Below are 14832 nucleotides of genomic sequence, written 5' to 3'. Positions count from 1 at the left end.
TAGACTCCCGTGCGTACAGATCGTCGAACGAGGCGAGCCAGGAGTGCAGGGAGCGAGGGGCTGACGTGCCAGGGACGACGTACGTCGCGGCGAGTTACTACGAGTCGTACTCGGTCGTCGGACTGCTCGCCGTGGTCGGCGTGCTGTTCGTCGCCGTGGCCTTCGGAGCCGGGCGCCTGCTCCGGCCCGTCGTGCCGACACCGGAGAAACTCCTGACGTACGAGTGCGGCGTCGATCCGGTCGGCGAGGGCTGGGCCCACACCCAGGTCCGCTACTACGTGTACGCGTTCCTCTACGTCATCTTCGCCGTCGACTCCATCTTCCTCTTCCCGTGGGCGACGGTCTTCGCCGAGGCCGGGTACGGCGCCACGACCCTGGTCGAGATGTTCATCTTCCTCGGCTTCCTCGCCGTGGGACTGCTGTACGCCTACAAGAAGGGCGTCCTCACATGGACGTGAACCAGGAGCGGGCACGGCCCACCGAGCCCGTGCTCCTCCCGGAGCCGAAGAAGCTGGGCGTCCTGTCCCGGCTCGCCCCCGAGCCGATGAAGGTGGTCCTCAACTGGGGCCGCCGCTACAGCCTGTGGGTCTTCAACTTCGGGCTCGCCTGCTGCGCCATCGAGTTCATCGCGGCCTCCATGGCCCGGCACGACTTCATCCGCCTCGGCGTGATCCCGTTCGCACCGGGCCCGCGCCAGGCCGACCTGATGGTCGTCTCCGGCACGGTCACCGACAAGATGGCGCCCGCCGTGAAGCGCCTGTACGAGCAGATGCCCGAGCCGAAGTACGTCATCTCCTTCGGCGCCTGCTCCAACTGCGGCGGCCCGTACTGGGACTCGTACTCCGTCACCAAGGGCGTCGACCAGATCATCCCCGTCGACGTCTACGTCCCCGGCTGCCCGCCGCGGCCCGAGGCGCTCCTCCAGGGCATCCTCAAACTCCAGGAGAAGATCGCACGCGAGTCGCTCGGCGAGCGGTACGGGGCCAATGGCGCGGGGCCGTCGACGGCGGCGCTGCGCAGCGGGTTGGTGGCACCGCCGGAGCCGGCGTCCGCGTCGGCGTCGGTGTCCACGTCAGCGTCGGTGTCCGCGCCCACGTCCGGCTCCGATTCCGGTTCTGGCTCCGGTTCTGCTTCCGGTTCTGCCTCCGGTTCCGGTTCCGGTTCCGCGGAGGGTGCGAGATGACCGGCTGGCTGCCCGCTCCCGTCGAGGAACTCTTCGGCGCGGAGGCGACGGCCGAGGAGGCGTACGAGGTCCTCACCGTCGACGTCCCCGCCGCCTCCTGGATCCCGGCCCTGCTCACCGCCCGCGACCGCCTCGGCTGCACCTACTTCGACTGGCTCAGCGCCGTCGACGAGCCCGGCACCGGCTTTCGCGTGAACGCCCACGTGGTGGCGCTCGCGCCGGTGCGGCGCCTGCTCGTCCGCACGACCGTCCCGCACGAGGCCCCCGCCCTGCCGTCCGCCGTCGACGTCTTCGCGGGCGCGGCCTGGCACGAGCGCGAGACCCACGAAATGTTCGGCGTGCGCTTCGAGGGACATCCGGGGCTCACGCCGCTGCTCCTGCCGGACGGCTTTGAGGGCCACCCTCTACGCAAGGACTTCGTCCTGGCCGCCCGGGTCGCCAAGGCCTGGCCCGGCGCCAAGGAGCCGGGGGAGTCCGCGGCGGGCGCCCACGGCGGCCCCAAGCGCCGCCAGATGCTGCCGCCCGGCGTACCGGACCCGAACGAGTGGGGCCCGCTGAAGGGCCAGCTCCCGGCCGCACCGGCACGACCCGCGCGGGGCGCGGGGCGCGCGGCGGGCGCCGCGGGCGCCGCCGGGCGTGCCGCGGGCGCGGGGGAGCGGCCCGCGCGGCGTACGCGCACGGCGAGCGAGGGGTCGGCGAGCCAGGCCACCAGCCAGGCGCCCGCTGAGGCGTCGGCGGAGTCGGCGGCCCCGGCACCGCGCCGGACGCGCAGCGTCAGCCAGGGGTCGGCGTCCCAGCGTACGGAGGCGCAGCCTCCGACGGCCGCGGCTCCGGAGGCTTCGGGTTCGACTGAGAAGGCTGCGGGGGCTGCGGCTCCGGAGGCTCCGGCCGCTGGCGCGCCGGTGCCGGAGAAGTCCCGGCCCGCCCCGCGCAGTTCCGACGCCCCTTGGCACCACGCCCGCCCGGCGTTCGACGCGCAGGGGTCGGAGCCGACCGCTGAACCGGAGGCGCCACAACCGGAAGCGACGGAACCGGCAGCGGCTGAACCAGCGGCCAACGAACAGGCCCCGGAGGCCAGCCAGGACACCCAGGACACCCAGGACACCGAAACCCCAGGAGGCACGCAGTGAACGACGCCCTCGACGTCGCCCTGCGACTCCTCGTCGTCTTCGTCGTGTTCCTCACCCTGCCCCTGGTCATCGGCCAGACCGAGCACAAGGTGATGGCCCACATGCAGGGCCGCCTCGGCCCGATGTACGCGGGCGGCTTCCACGGCTGGGCCCAGCTCGTCGCCGACGGCGTGAAGTTCGCGCAGAAGGAGGACGTGGTCCCCACCGCCGCGGACCGCCGCGTCTTCCAGCTCGCCCCGGCCGTCGCCCTGCTGCCCTACCTCCTGGTCCTCATCGCCATCCCCATCGGCCCCGGCGAGGGCGCCGTCGGCCAGGTCGTCGACGCGGGCGTCTTCTTCGCGCTCGCCGTGATGGGCATCGGCGTCCTCGGCTCCCTGATGGCGGGCTGGGCGTCGGCCAACAAGTTCTCCCTCCTCGGCGGCCTGCGCACCGCCGCGCAGCTCCTCGCGTACGAGCTCCCGATGCTGCTCGCCGCCGCCTCCGTGGCGATGGCGGCGGGCACGGTCTCGCTGCCCGGCATCGTCGACGCCTTCGAGTGGTGGTGGCTGCCCTGGCAGATCGTCGGGGCGCTCGTCTTCTTCGTCGCCGGGCTCGCCGAGCTCCAGCGCCCGCCCTTCGACATGCCGGTCGCCGACTCCGAAATTATCTTCGGCGCGTACACCGAGTACACGGGCCTGCGCTTCGCGCTCTTCCTGCTCGCCGAGTACGCGGGCATCGTCGTCCTCTGCGGCCTGACCACCGTCCTCTTCCTCGGCGGCTGGCACGGCCCCTGGGGCGCCGACGGCCTCGGCTGGGTGTGGACCCTCCTGAAGACCGCCGTCCTCGCCTTCGTCGTCATCTGGCTGCGCGTCAGCTACCCCCGCCTCCGCGAGGACCAGCTCCAGAAGCTCGCCTGGACCCTCCTCGTCCCGCTCGCCCTCGCGCAGATCGCGCTCACCGGAATCGTGAAGGTGGCGATCAACTGATGCCCCCGGTCCCTGGTTCAGGCCTCGCCAAGGGCCTCGCCGTCACCCTCCGCACGATGACGCGGAAGTCCGTCACCGAGCAGTACCCCGACGTCCAGCCCGAACTGCCGCCCCGCACCCGCGGTGTCATCGGCCTGTTCGAGGAGAACTGCACGGTCTGCATGCTGTGCGCCCGCGAGTGCCCGGACTGGTGCATCTACATCGACTCCCACAAGGAGACGGTCCCCGCCGCCGCCCCCGGCGGCCGTGAGCGCAGCCGCAACGTCCTCGACCGCTTCGCCATCGACTTCTCCCTCTGCATGTACTGCGGCATCTGCATCGAGGTCTGCCCCTTCGACGCGTTGTTCTGGTCCCCGGAGTTCGAGTACGCCGAGACCGACATCCACGAACTCACCCACGAGCGCGACAAGCTCCGCGAGTGGATGTGGACCGTCCCGGCGCCGCCCGCCCTCGACCCCGCCGCCGAGGAGCCCAAGGAACTCGCCGCCGCCCGCAAGACCGCCGACAAGCTCGCCGCCGAGCAGGCCGAGCAGGCCGAGCAGGCCGAGCAGGCTGGGCAGCCCGGGCAGGCGGCCGCCGCCGAGGGGGACGCGTGAACTTCCCCGTCGCCGCCGCGGCCCCCCAGGGCTTCCTCTCCCCGACCGGTGTCGAGATCGCCTTCGTGCTCGTCGGTCTCGTGACCCTGGGCGCCGCGGTCATCACCGTCACCACGCGCCAGCTCGTGCACGCCGCGCTCTGGCTCGTCGTCGCGCTCGGCGGCCTCGCCGTCGAGTACCTGCTCCTGACCGCCGAGTTCATCGCCTGGGTGCAGGTCCTGATCTACGTCGGCTCCGTCGTCGTCCTCCTCCTCTTCGGCCTGATGCTCACGCGGGCGCCCATCGGCCGCTCTCCGGACGCCGACTCGGGCAACCGGCCGGTCGCGCTCGGCGTGGCACTCGTCGCCGCGGCCGCGCTGGTGTGGGTCGTCGTGGACGCGTTCCGCACCCAGTGGATCGACCTGGACGGCGCCGCCCAGGGCTCCACCGACGTCACCGGCTCCTTCCTCTTCCGGCACTGGGTCCTGCCCTTCGAGGCCCTGTCCGTCCTGCTGCTCGCCGCGCTGGTCGGCGCGATCGTGCTCTCCCGCAAGTCCAAGGACGACCCCGGCGCGGCCGCCCGCCCGGACCGGAACGGCCACCGGGACCGGAACGGCCGCCCGGGCCAGAAGGACCAGAAGGACCAGAAGGACCAGAAGGAGGGGACCCGCTGATGCACCTCGCCTATCCCGCCGTCCTCGCCGTCCTCCTCTTCTGCGTCGGCCTCTACGGCGTCCTCGCCCGCCGCAACGCGATCCTCGTCCTGATGTCCGTCGAGCTCATGCTCAACGCCGTCAACCTCAACCTCGTCGCCTTCGACGTCTGGCTGCGCGACCGGCTGCACTCCGGCCAGGCCCTGACCCTGTTCACCATCGCCATCGCCGCCGCCGAGATCGGCATCGGCCTCGCGATCGTCCTGGCCGTCTACCGCAACCGCGGCACGTCCGCCGTCGACGACCTCCGCGACACCGCCGAACTTCCCGGCGACGACGGCGACGACGGCGACGACGGCGACGACGGTGACGGCGGCGACCACCCGGCGGGCGCCGCCGCCGAGGACCCCGACGAGCCCGCCCCCGGGGCGTCGCAGAAGGCTGAGGCCACCGCGTGACCACGACCACCCTCGCTGTTCTCGTCCCCCTCCTGCCGTTCCTCGGCGCCGTCGCGGGCCTGCTCCTCGGCCGCACCGTCCCCGGCCTTGTGCGGCCCCTCGCGGTCCTTCCCACGCTGACGTCGCTCGCCCTCGCCGCCGTCGTCGCGGCCCGCCAGGGCGGTGACTCCGCCGTCGACGCGGCGACCCAGCTCACGCCCACCGGCTCGGTGCCCATCGACCTCGCCCTGCACATCGACGGCTTCGCCGCGCTGGTGGCCGTCCTCGTCGGCGTCGTCGCGTCCTGCGTGCAGATCTACTCGACGGGCTATCTGCGGGACGACCGCCGCTACCCCTCCTACGCCGCCCTCGTCTCCCTCTTCACCTCCGCGATGCTGCTCGTCGTCTACTCCGGCGACCTGATGGTGCTCCTGGTCGGCTGGGAGATCATGGGCATCTGCTCGTACTTCCTCGTCGGCCACTACTGGGAGACCCCCGAGGCCCGCGCCGCCTCGCTGAAGGCCTTCCTGGTCACCAAGCTCGGCGACGTCCCCTTCCTCATCGGCCTGTTCGCCCTCGCCGTGGACGCGGACTCGTTCCGGATCACGGAGATCCTGGCCACCGTCGCGCGGGGCGGCCTGGACCACCCCACCCTCATCGCCCTCCTGCTCCTCGCGGGCGTGGCGGGCAAGTCCGCGCAGTTCCCGCTGCACACCTGGCTGCCCGACGCGATGGCGGGCCCGACGCCCGTCTCCGCGCTGATCCACGCCGCGACGATGGTCGCCGCCGGTGTCTACTTCGTCGCCCGGCTCCTCCCGGTCTTCGCCGCCTCCCAGGCCGCGCTGGTCGTCCTCGCCGTCATGGCCGCCGTCACGATGGCCGGTTCGGCGCTCGCCGCGCTCGCCCAGGACGACATCAAGCGCGTCCTCGCGTACTCGACGATCGGCCAGCTCGGCTACATGACCGGCGCGCTCGCCGTCGGCGACCGCGGTGCCGCCGTCTTCCACCTCCTGTCCCACGGTGCCTTCAAGGCGCTCCTGTTCCTCGCCGCAGGCGTGATCATCCACGCCGCGGGCACCAACTCGCTGGCCGCGATGTCCCGCATGGGGAACCTGCGCGACCGCGTCCCGGACGCCTACTGGACGATGACCGTGGCGCTCCTCGCGCTCGCCGCGGTCCCGCCGTTCGCCGGCTTCTTCTCCAAGGAGGCCGTCCTCGGCGCCGCCGAGCACGCGGCCACCGGCCACGCCGCGTCCGCCCCCGCGGCGGCGGGCTGGATCGTCCTCGTCGCGGGCCTGGCCGCGGCCCTCCTCACCGCCGCGTACGCGACCCGCCTGTGGCTGCTCGCCTTCCACGGCCGGGGAGCCGAGGCCCCCGACCATGGCAGGCAGCCGGTCGCCATGACCGCCGTCCTGTGGGTCCTCGCCGTCCCTTCGCTCGCTTTCGGCGTGACCGTCGGCGTCCTCCCGGACTGGTTCGACGGCCACAAGCTCGCCCCGACGCTCACCACCTCCGTCCTCGGCACGGGCGTCGCCCTCGTCGGCGCCCTGGTCACGTACGGCGCGTGGCGGCACACCACCGCGCTCGCCGCCCGCGTTCCGACCGGGGCGGTCGCCGCGCACCGCGACGCCGACGCGGGCCGGGTCGAGGCGGAAGCCATCGCCACCCACGCCCCGGCGTACGGGAACGTCGCGAGCGCCCCCGACCCGGCGGACCCTGGCCGCCTCCTGCTCGGCCCGCTGCACCGCCACGCCGCCGTCGGCTTTCACCTCGACGCCGTCTACGCGGCCCTGTTCGTCCGCCCCGTCCAGGCCGCCGCCCGCCTCGTCCGCTTCCTCGACCGCGAGGTCGTCGACACGTACGTGCGCGGCGCGGGCACCGCACCCCGCCTGCTCGGCGCGGCCGTCCGGCGCGCGCAGACGGGCAACGTGCAGACCTATCTGAGCGCGCTGCTCGCGGGCACCGTCGTCCTGGCGGTCGCCGCCGTCCTCGTCGCCACCGCCGGAGCGTGAGCAGCCGTGATCGGTATCAGTGAGTCAGTGATGCAGTTCCTTCTCGCGTTGATCGTCGTCGGCCCGCTCGTCGGCGCCGTGGCCGCTCTCCTGCCGGCGCCGCCCGGGCTGAAGGGGAAGTCCCCGGACCAGGCCGTGCTGCGCCACGGCGTGACCGTGACCGGCGCGATCCTCATCGCCGCGATCGTCCTCGCGCTCGGCTTCGACCACGACCACCCGTCGAAGATGCAGGCCACGACCGACATCAGCTGGATCCCCGCGCTCGACGTGCGCATCCACCTCGGCGTCGACGGCATTTCCCTCCCCCTCCTCGTCCTGACCGCGCTGCTGACCTTCCTCTGCGCGCTGTACTCGTACTTCAAGATGCCTGAGGGCCCGTCACCCAAGGCGTTCGTCGCTCTGATCCTCGTGCTCGAGTCCGGCACCCTCGCCACCTTCGCCGTCCTCGACCTGCTGCTGTTCTTCCTCGCGTTCGAGATGGTCCTCATCCCGATGTACTTCCTCATCGCGCGCTGGGGCGGAGCCCAACGCACTCAGGCCGCCTGGAAGTTCATCCTCTACACGCTGCTCGGCTCCGTCGTGATGCTGCTCGGCCTCCTGCTGATCGGGCTCAAGTCCGGCACTTTCGACATGGTGGCACTCGCCACTGACAACGGCTCCGAACTCACCACGTCCGTGCAGGTCATGGCCGTTCTGGCGATCGGGATCGGGCTCGCGGTGAAGACGCCGATGTGGCCGCTGCACAGCTGGCTGCCGGACGCCCACACCGCCGCGCCGACCGTCGGCTCGGTGCTCCTCGCGGGTGTCCTGCTGAAGATGGGTACGTACGGGTTCGTCCGGATCCTGCTGCCGATCGCGCCCGACGGCATGGAGACCTTCGCGCCCTACCTCGCCGCGTTCGCCGTCGTCGGGATCATCTACGGATCCCTCGCCTGCCTCGCCCTCGCCAGGACCGGCGCGAAGGGCGACCTCAAGCGCCTCATCGCGTACTCGTCCGTCGGCCACATGGGCTTCGTCCTGCTCGGTATCGCCACGATGACCCCGACCGGCGTGAACGGCGCGCTCTTCGCGAACATCGCCCACGGCCTCATCACCGGCCTGCTGTTCTTCCTCGTCGGCGCGCTCAAGGACCGCACGGGCAGCACCGACCTCGACGCCCTCGCGCAGGAGTCCGGCGCCGCCCTCTACGGCAAGGCACCGCGCCTCGGCGGCCTGCTCGCCTTCGCCGCCGTCGCCTCGCTCGGCCTGCCCGGACTCGCCGGGTTCTGGGGCGAGATGCTCGCGCTGTTCGGCGCGTTCGACCCCGCGGACGAGCTCAGCCGCCCCGCGTTCCTCACGTTCATGGCGATCGCCGCCTTCGGCACCCTGCTCACGGCCGCGTACATGCTCATCGTCGTCCGCCGCGTCTGCATGGGCCCGGCCGCCGAACCGGGCGCGCCCCGCCTCGCCGACGTCCACGGCTACGAGTTCGCCGCCTGGACCCCGCTCGTCGCCCTCACCGTCCTCGCCGGACTCTGGCCCGCGGCCCTCCTCGGCCTCACCGACCCGGCCGTGCAGCAGCTCCTCGCGGGAGGAAAGTCGTGACCGTGGCCACCACCGAGAGCGCGGCCAGCCTCGTCCAGTCCGTCGACTGGCTCGCGATCGCGCCGCCCACCATCGCGGCCGTCGTCGGCCTCGCCGTGCTCGTGACCGACCTCTTCGTGGACGCGCGTCACAAGGCGCTGCTCGGCTGGATCTCCGTGGCGGGCCTGGCCGCGGCGGCCCTCTCCTTGCTGCCGATCCTGGACGACGAACGCTCCACGTTCTGCGTCGTCGGCCGCGGTGACACGCTGTGCAGCTACACCGCCGACGAGTTCACCCTCGTCATCCAGCTGCTAGTCCTCGGCGGCGCCCTCCTGACGGCGCTGCTCTCGCTGAGCACCCTGAAGGACGCGCGGGCCGCGGGCAAGGAGATCCCCGAAGGGGAGTTCTGGTTCCTGCTGCTGTCCTCGGCGGCGGGCGCCGCCCTGCTGCCCGCGTCGCGCGACCTCGCCACGCTCGTCGTCGCCCTGGAAGTGGCCTCGCTGCCCGCCTTCGCCCTGGTGGGCCTCAAGCGCGGCGACAAGCGCTCCTCCGAAGGCGCCCTGAAGTTCTTCCTCTCCTCGGTCACCGCGACCGCCGTCACCCTCCTGGGCGTCAGCTTCGTCTACGCCGCGACCGGCACCCTGCACCTCACCGAGATCGGCGTGAAGCTCGCCGAGGTCGACGGCGACCTGCGCACCCTCGCGCAGACCGGCGTCGTCCTCACCCTCGTGGGCTTCGCCTTCAAGGTCGCGGCCGTCCCCTTCCACTTCTGGGTACCCGACACCTACGTAGGGGCGCCCTTGCCCGTCGCCGCCTACTTGTCAGTGGTCGGCAAGGCCGTCGGCTTCACCGGCCTCATCCTGGTTCTGGTCGTCGCCTTCCAGGAGTACGACGACGTCTGGGGCCCGGCCCTCGCCGTCCTGGCCGCGCTCACCATGACGGCGGGCAACGTCGCCGCCCTGCGCCAGCTGCCCACGCGCGCGTACAGCGCGGTACGGCTGCTCGCCTGGTCCTCGGTCGGGCAGGCGGGCTACCTCCTGGTGCCGATCGCCGCGGCCGGGTACGCCGACGGTCCCGCCGAGGCCGAGAAGGCCGTCGGCTCCACGGTGGCGTACGCCCTGATGTACGCGGCCGTGAACCTCGGGGCGTTCGCCGTGGCCGCGCTGGTGGGGCGCGCGACGGCGCTCAACCGCGTCAGCGACTACCGCGGCCTGTACGCGCGGAGCCCCCTGTCGGCGCTGACGCTGGCGTTCTTCCTGCTCTGCCTCGCGGGCCTGCCGCCCGGCATCATCGGCCTCTTCGCCAAGGTCACCGTCTTCTCGGCGGCCGTCGACGCGGGCCTGGGCTGGCTGGCCGTCGTCATGGCGGTCAACGTGGTCGTCGCCCTGTACTACTACCTCCAGTGGACCGCCCTGTTGTTCCGCGCCCCCGAGGGCGAGCCCGAGCGGCGCCACGTCCCCGCCCCCCTCACCGCCGCCATCGCCGTCACGGCGGTCCTCGGCGTCGCCCTCTCCGGAGCGCCCCAGCTCGTCCTCCGGTTCACGGAGTCCGGCCTGTTCTGACCACGTCACGATCGCGTCACCCGGGCGGCCCACAGCGGCTCCGGCGCGCACAAGGGAACTAGCTCCTCCCGCCTGGCGTTGACCAGTAAGGGAGGGTCCACTGAACAGTGGAAGCACCAGCAAACAGAGGGTTCCCCCGCGCACCACCAGGAGGGCGTACCGTGCACCGCCGAACCAACGGGCTGAAAACCGCCGTGCTCCTCGGGGGACTGTCGGCACTCATCCTCGTCATCGGCAGTTTCTTCGGGCGTACGGGCCTGATCATCGCGCTGTTCGTAGCGATCGGGACGAACGCGTACGCGTACTGGAACAGCGACAAGCTGGCCCTGCGCGCCATGCGCGCCCGCCCCGTGAGCGAGTTCGAGGCCCCCGAGCTGTACCGCATGGTCCGCGAGCTCTCCACCCAGGCCCGCCAGCCCATGCCCCGGCTGTACATCTCACCCACGGAGGCACCGAACGCGTTCGCGACGGGCCGCAACCCGCGCAACGCCGCCGTCTGCTGCACCGAGGGCATCCTGCGCCTCCTCGACCAGCGTGAGCTGCGCGGAGTCATCGGCCACGAGCTCAGCCACGTCTACAACCGCGACATCCTGATCTCGTCGGTCGCCGGAGCGCTCGCCTCCGTCATCATGTTTCTGGTCAACTTCGCCTGGCTGATTCCGATCGGCCGCTCGAACGACAACGAAGGCCCCGGCATCTTCGGCATGCTCCTGATCATGCTGCTCGGCCCGCTCGCCGCGTCCATCATCCAACTCGCCATCAGCCGCTCCAGGGAGTACGAGGCCGACGCCTCCGGCGCGCAACTCACCGGCGACCCCCTAGCCCTGGCCAGCGCCCTGCGCAAACTCGACGCCGGTACGAAGCAGTTGCCGCTCCCTCCCGAGCCCCGGCTGGAAACGGCGAGCCACATGATGATCGCGAATCCCTTCCGGCCCGGGCAGGGTATGTCGAAGATGTTCTCCACCCACCCGCCGATGGCGGAGCGCATCGCCCGGCTCGAAAAGATGGCAGGTAGCCCGCGATGAAAGTCGTCCTGAACATCATCTGGCTCGTCCTGTGCGGCCTGTGGATGTGCGTCGCCTACCTGTTCGCCGGCGTGCTCCTGTGCGTCACCATCATCGGCATCCCGCTCGGCCTCGCGGCGTTCAGAATCGGCCTCTTCGCCCTGTGGCCCTTCGGCCGCAAGGCGGTGGAACGCCCGGACGCGGGCGCGCCGTCCCTCATCGGCAACGTGATCTGGCTGCTCCTCGCGGGCTGGTGGCTCACCCTGGGCCACATCGTCACGGGCGTACTCCTCTGCGTCACGATCATCGGCATCCCCCTAGGCCTCGCCAACTTCAAGATGATCCCGATCTCACTGATGCCGCTCGGCCGCGACATCGTCCCCACGGACGAGCCGTTCGGCGCCGCATCGGTCCGGGGCCCGAACCAGCCCGCCCGAGGCTGGTAGCCGCCCCTGCCACCGTGCCGCGCCCGCCCTGGACCGCGAGACCGCGCCCCGCCGGGCACCCACCCGGGAACCGCACAGGGCCCACGCGACGTCCTTCAGGACAACACCGCACGAAAAGGTACGAAAGGCAGGTCGCCGCATGGGCATCGTCAGCTGGATCGTTCTGGGCCTCCTCGCCGGTGCCACCGCCAAGCTGCTCCTCCCGGGCCGCGACCCGGGCGGTTTCATCGGCACGACGGCGATCGGCATCGCGGGCGCCTTCGTGGGCGGCTGGCTCTCCGCGCGCTTCCTGGACCGCCCCATCGCCGACCACTTCTTCGACGGCGCGACCTGGGCGGCGGCGATCGGCGGCTCCCTCGTCCTCCTGATCGCCTACCGCATCCTCTTCGGCCACTCCCGCCGCTGACGCCACGCGTCAGCCCGCAGAGCTGCAGCCAGCAGAAAGGGCGGGCACCCGACCCGGGTGCCCGCCCACTCATGTCCCTCACCACCACCGCCTGACGCCACCGGCGGCGGTGTCACCGGGGTTACCGGTAGTTCACGAACTGCAGCGCGAAGTCGAAGTCCTTGCCCTTCAGGAGGGCGATCACGGCCTGCAGGTCATCGCGGCTCTTCGAGCTGACGCGCAGCTCTTCGCCCTGCACCTGCGCCTTGATGCCCTTCGGGCCCTCGTCGCGGATGATCTTCGCCACCTTCTTGGCGTTGTCCTGGGAGATGCCCTCCTCGATCGAGGCGAAGATCTTGTACTCCTTGCCGGACAGCTGCGGCTCGCCCGCGTCCAGCGACTTCAGCGAGATGCCCCGCTTGATCAGCTTGGACTGGAACACGTCGAGGATCGCCTTCACGCGGTCCTCGCCGTTCGCCTCCATCAGGATCTTCTCGCCGGACCACGAGATCGAGGCATTCGTGCCCTTGAAGTCGTAGCGCTGCGAGATCTCCTTGGCCGTCTGGTTGAGGGCGTTGTCGACCTCCTGCCGCTCGACCTTCGAGACGATGTCGAAACTGGAGTCGGCCATGTCCTGTGGCTCCTTGTATCGGTATCTGCGTACTCAGCGGGTCCACGGCCTTCAGTCGCCGACCGCACCCGCAAAGCCTAGCCACTGCCCCTCCCGCCAGGTGCCGATCAATCGAGTGGCGGACCACCCCCAGGCATCAGGTATCGTTTACGTCGTTGCCACAGAGCGCCGCGCGAGCGGAGCGAGGCAGCAACCCCGGCGGTGTGCCCGAGCGGCCAAAGGGAGCAGACTGTAAATCTGCCGGCTCAGCCTTCCCAGGTTCGAATCCTGGCGCCGCCACGCTGAGAGAGACCCTCTCCGACCTTGCGATCACGCAGGATCGGGGAGGGTCTTCGCGTATGCCGGGGCGGTCTCTCGGGCAGAATCGAAAACGGGTGACTTGCCTCACGATGGCCGGAGGCCGCCGCCTGGCCCGCGACAACCGCCCGCAGCTTGGGCGTGACGGGCTATGGCCTCGCGGGCCTGGTGGCCCTACGTTCCACCCCCATGGGGAGGACCAAGCGCAACAAACAGCGGCGGAGACGTACGGCTGACGTGGTGGTTGGGGGAGGGTACGCGTGCGCTGTCGACGGAGTGCGGATTCGGCGGGCGCGGCGTGGGGAAGGGCGGCGGGTCCTTGAGCTGCTCTCCGTGATCGACACGGACTACGAGGACCTCGACTGCGCCGCGGACCGGATCGACGCGGGCGTCTACGAGACCTCGGGCCCCGGCCTGCGGCGCGCCCTGGTGGCGGAGGACAGCGGTGGAACGGACATGGTGGGGGCCCTGCTCGCGCTGCCGCCCGGCGACCTCCTGCACCGGATGCGGGAGGCGGGGATTCCGGGTCCTGTGGTGAACGGGGTGGCGCGACGCGTCGGAAAGCTCAAGGCCGTGGCCGTCATGCCGGAACGCAAGGGGGACGGCATCGGCGCCGCGCTGGTGCGGGCTTTCACCGACGAGTACGCCGCCGCCCGGTACGACATCGTGTTCGCCCAAGTCGACGGCGACAAACCGGCACTGGTCCAGTGGTACGAGCGCATGGGCTTCCAGGCGCTGAGGGCGGGCGCTCCGCTGCGGGTCGACCCCGACGGGCGGGTGGCGATCCTCCCGGCGGACGGCGAACGGCTCGTCGTGCGGGCGCTGCCGGGCGAGTGAGGTCGCGTCAGCTGCCCCTGAAGCAGGCTGAGGCCGTGCTGAAGCAGTGCGGTACGGGACCGTGGTGGTGCGGGGGTCCGAGGTGCTCATGGGCACACTGGGACCATGTCGTCCAGTTCAGCTTCAGCGCGCCGCAGACACTGCCCGGAGTGCCGTCGTGAAATCGCCGTCGTCGGCGGGCGGTTCGCCCGGCACGATCCACCGGGGCCGCGCGGCACCGGCGACCTGGTCTCGTGCCCCGGCTCGCGCCGGCACGCCCAGCTCGGCGCCGCGCAGCCCGCGCTCGACGGCTACGTGGTGCCCGAGTTCCCGGGGCAACTCCCGCTGTTCTGAGGCGTCGCCCGGCACCCGCGGTGCCCGGCACCCGTCACGCCCCGCCCGCACGGACCCCGTTCAGTTCCCGGCCACCGACTTCACGGCCACCGACACCGGCGTGGAACCGCTGATCAGCTCCAGCGTCAGGCCCGCCGTCGCCGGGGTCTCCAGGAGCTCGGCGAGCGTCGCCGCCACGTCGTCCCGGGGGACCGGGCCGCGACCCGTCGAGGCCTCCAGGCGTACGAGCCCCGTGCCCGCGTCGTCCGTGAGCATCCCGGGGCGCAGGACCGTCCAGTCCAGCGCCGCGCGGCCGCGCACGTACGCGTCCGCCTCGCCCTTGGCCCGCAGATACGCGTCGAAGATCTCGTCGCCGGGGTGGGCCGGATCGGCGCCCATCGACGACACCACGACGTACCGGCGCACCCCGGCCCGTTCCGCCGCGTCCGCGAACAGGACGGCGGCACCCCGGTCCACGGTGTCCTTGCGGTCGATGCCGCTGCCGGGGCCCGCGCCCGCGGCGAACACGGCCGCGCCCGCGCCCTCCAGGTGCGCGGCGACCTCCTCGACCGACGCCGACTCCAGGTCGCACAGGGCCGGTTCGGCACCGGCGTCCCGCAGGTCGGCCTCGTGCGCGGGGTTGCGGATGATTCCCACGGCCTCGTCGCCGCGGGCGGCGAGCAGCCGCTCCAGGCGCAAGGCGATCTGGCCGTGTCCTCCTGCGATGACAATGCGCATGTCTTCGACGGTACGGCACATCCGCCCGCTCGGCTCTGACCAGGGGATGAACCCCAGCCACGCGGGGCGGCCGACCCCAGGGCACGCGCCCCCACGCCCATC

At 71.7% G+C, this 14832-nt stretch carries 17 protein-coding genes and 1 tRNA gene; 16 read left to right on the top strand and 2 right to left on the bottom strand.

Going from position 1 to position 14832, the window contains the following annotated elements:
• Positions 1 to 65 precede the first annotated feature (65 nt).
• The 13 genes from AC07A4_RS03970 to AC07A4_RS03910 all read left to right on the top strand — a co-directional run bounded on the left by AC07A4_RS03970 (position 66) and on the right by AC07A4_RS03910 (position 11936).
• Positions 66 to 458 (top strand): NADH-quinone oxidoreductase subunit A, encoded by a 393-nt coding sequence (locus AC07A4_RS03970; RefSeq protein WP_478592480.1) that lies wholly within the window; start codon positions 66 to 68, stop codon positions 456 to 458.
• Positions 449 to 1183, top strand: a complete 735-nt coding sequence (locus tag AC07A4_RS03965) for an NADH-quinone oxidoreductase subunit B (protein ID WP_478592477.1) — start codon at positions 449 to 451, stop codon at positions 1181 to 1183. Before AC07A4_RS03970 ends, AC07A4_RS03965 begins: the two co-directional genes overlap by 10 nt.
• Entirely contained in the window at positions 1180 to 2313 is a 1134-nt protein-coding gene (locus AC07A4_RS03960; protein WP_478592474.1) for an NADH-quinone oxidoreductase subunit C, read from the top strand. Before AC07A4_RS03965 ends, AC07A4_RS03960 begins: the two co-directional genes overlap by 4 nt.
• The gene (locus AC07A4_RS03955) at positions 2310 to 3278 is read left to right on the top strand and encodes a complex I subunit 1/NuoH family protein (protein WP_478592470.1); all 969 of its coding nucleotides are present in this window, start codon (positions 2310 to 2312) and stop codon (positions 3276 to 3278) included. The genes AC07A4_RS03960 and AC07A4_RS03955 overlap by 4 nt, the downstream gene beginning before the upstream one ends.
• The gene (locus AC07A4_RS03950) at positions 3278 to 3874 is read left to right on the top strand and encodes a NuoI/complex I 23 kDa subunit family protein (RefSeq protein ID WP_478592467.1); all 597 of its coding nucleotides are present in this window, start codon (positions 3278 to 3280) and stop codon (positions 3872 to 3874) included. Before AC07A4_RS03955 ends, AC07A4_RS03950 begins: the two co-directional genes overlap by 1 nt.
• On the top strand, positions 3871 to 4527 hold the full coding sequence (locus AC07A4_RS03945; protein ID WP_478592464.1) for an NADH-quinone oxidoreductase subunit J family protein: 657 nt from the start codon (positions 3871 to 3873) through the stop codon (positions 4525 to 4527). The genes AC07A4_RS03950 and AC07A4_RS03945 overlap by 4 nt, the downstream gene beginning before the upstream one ends.
• Positions 4527 to 4964: an NADH-quinone oxidoreductase subunit NuoK gene (nuoK, locus tag AC07A4_RS03940; protein WP_478592461.1), complete on the top strand. Its 438-nt coding sequence runs from the start codon at positions 4527 to 4529 to the stop codon at positions 4962 to 4964. The genes AC07A4_RS03945 and nuoK overlap by 1 nt, the downstream gene beginning before the upstream one ends.
• On the top strand, positions 4961 to 6955 hold the full coding sequence (locus tag AC07A4_RS03935; protein ID WP_478592458.1) for an NADH-quinone oxidoreductase subunit 5 family protein: 1995 nt from the start codon (positions 4961 to 4963) through the stop codon (positions 6953 to 6955). The genes nuoK and AC07A4_RS03935 overlap by 4 nt, the downstream gene beginning before the upstream one ends.
• A gap of 6 nt (positions 6956 to 6961) precedes the next feature.
• Positions 6962 to 8539: an NADH-quinone oxidoreductase subunit M gene (locus AC07A4_RS03930; RefSeq protein WP_478592456.1), complete on the top strand. Its 1578-nt coding sequence runs from the start codon at positions 6962 to 6964 to the stop codon at positions 8537 to 8539.
• Complete coding sequence (locus AC07A4_RS03925) at positions 8536 to 10080, top strand: NADH-quinone oxidoreductase subunit N (RefSeq protein ID WP_478592453.1); 1545 nt, start codon at positions 8536 to 8538, stop codon at positions 10078 to 10080. The genes AC07A4_RS03930 and AC07A4_RS03925 overlap by 4 nt, the downstream gene beginning before the upstream one ends.
• A 161-nt stretch (positions 10081 to 10241) precedes the next feature.
• Positions 10242 to 11105, top strand: coding sequence for a zinc metalloprotease HtpX (htpX, locus tag AC07A4_RS03920; RefSeq protein ID WP_478592451.1), 864 nt, complete (start codon positions 10242 to 10244; stop codon positions 11103 to 11105).
• The gene (locus AC07A4_RS03915) at positions 11102 to 11530 is read left to right on the top strand and encodes a YccF domain-containing protein (RefSeq protein WP_478592448.1); all 429 of its coding nucleotides are present in this window, start codon (positions 11102 to 11104) and stop codon (positions 11528 to 11530) included. The genes htpX and AC07A4_RS03915 overlap by 4 nt, the downstream gene beginning before the upstream one ends.
• Before the next feature lie 139 nt (positions 11531 to 11669).
• Positions 11670 to 11936, top strand: a complete 267-nt coding sequence (locus AC07A4_RS03910; RefSeq protein WP_478592445.1) for a GlsB/YeaQ/YmgE family stress response membrane protein — start codon at positions 11670 to 11672, stop codon at positions 11934 to 11936.
• A 121-nt stretch (positions 11937 to 12057) separates the two neighbouring features.
• Here the strand turns inward: AC07A4_RS03910 and AC07A4_RS03905 are convergent, their stop codons facing one another.
• Complete coding sequence (locus AC07A4_RS03905) at positions 12058 to 12546, bottom strand: YajQ family cyclic di-GMP-binding protein (protein ID WP_478592443.1); 489 nt, start codon at positions 12544 to 12546, stop codon at positions 12058 to 12060.
• Positions 12547 to 12743: 197 nt separating this feature from the next.
• On the opposite strand from AC07A4_RS03905, the gene AC07A4_RS03900 reads away from it, so the two are divergent.
• From AC07A4_RS03900 to AC07A4_RS03890, 3 genes are all read left to right on the top strand, one after another.
• Positions 12744 to 12825 (top strand) — tRNA-Tyr (locus AC07A4_RS03900).
• A 351-nt stretch (positions 12826 to 13176) separates the two neighbouring features.
• The gene (locus AC07A4_RS03895) at positions 13177 to 13680 is read left to right on the top strand and encodes a GNAT family N-acetyltransferase (protein WP_478592441.1); all 504 of its coding nucleotides are present in this window, start codon (positions 13177 to 13179) and stop codon (positions 13678 to 13680) included.
• A 105-nt stretch (positions 13681 to 13785) separates the two neighbouring features.
• Positions 13786 to 14013 carry a hypothetical protein gene (locus AC07A4_RS03890; protein WP_478592438.1) on the top strand — a complete coding sequence of 76 codons (228 nt, stop codon included), beginning with the start codon at positions 13786 to 13788 and terminating at the stop codon, positions 14011 to 14013.
• A gap of 60 nt (positions 14014 to 14073) precedes the next feature.
• Here AC07A4_RS03890 and AC07A4_RS03885 read toward each other — a convergent pair whose 3' ends face one another.
• Complete coding sequence (locus AC07A4_RS03885) at positions 14074 to 14730, bottom strand: SDR family oxidoreductase (RefSeq protein WP_478592435.1); 657 nt, start codon at positions 14728 to 14730, stop codon at positions 14074 to 14076.
• Positions 14731 to 14832 lie beyond the last annotated feature (102 nt).

The sequence above is a fragment of the Streptomyces sp. NPDC043996 genome, assembly GCF_056435225.1.
This window is presented reverse-complemented; position numbering and strand designations above follow the sequence as displayed.

Coding starts and splice junctions, on each gene's coding strand:
- AC07A4_RS03960 (WP_478592474.1), top strand. CDS start 1,180: ATGACCGGCTGGCTGCCCGCTCCCGTCGAGGAACTCTTCGGCGCGGAG.
- AC07A4_RS03885 (WP_478592435.1), bottom strand. CDS start 14,730: ATGCGCATTGTCATCGCAGGAGGACACGGCCAGATCGCCTTGCGCCTG.
- AC07A4_RS03965 (WP_478592477.1), top strand. CDS start 449: ATGGACGTGAACCAGGAGCGGGCACGGCCCACCGAGCCCGTGCTCCTC.
- nuoK (WP_478592461.1), top strand. CDS start 4,527: ATGCACCTCGCCTATCCCGCCGTCCTCGCCGTCCTCCTCTTCTGCGTC.
- AC07A4_RS03890 (WP_478592438.1), top strand. CDS start 13,786: ATGTCGTCCAGTTCAGCTTCAGCGCGCCGCAGACACTGCCCGGAGTGC.
- AC07A4_RS03915 (WP_478592448.1), top strand. CDS start 11,102: ATGAAAGTCGTCCTGAACATCATCTGGCTCGTCCTGTGCGGCCTGTGG.
- AC07A4_RS03905 (WP_478592443.1), bottom strand. CDS start 12,546: ATGGCCGACTCCAGTTTCGACATCGTCTCGAAGGTCGAGCGGCAGGAG.
- AC07A4_RS03910 (WP_478592445.1), top strand. CDS start 11,670: ATGGGCATCGTCAGCTGGATCGTTCTGGGCCTCCTCGCCGGTGCCACC.
- AC07A4_RS03950 (WP_478592467.1), top strand. CDS start 3,278: ATGCCCCCGGTCCCTGGTTCAGGCCTCGCCAAGGGCCTCGCCGTCACC.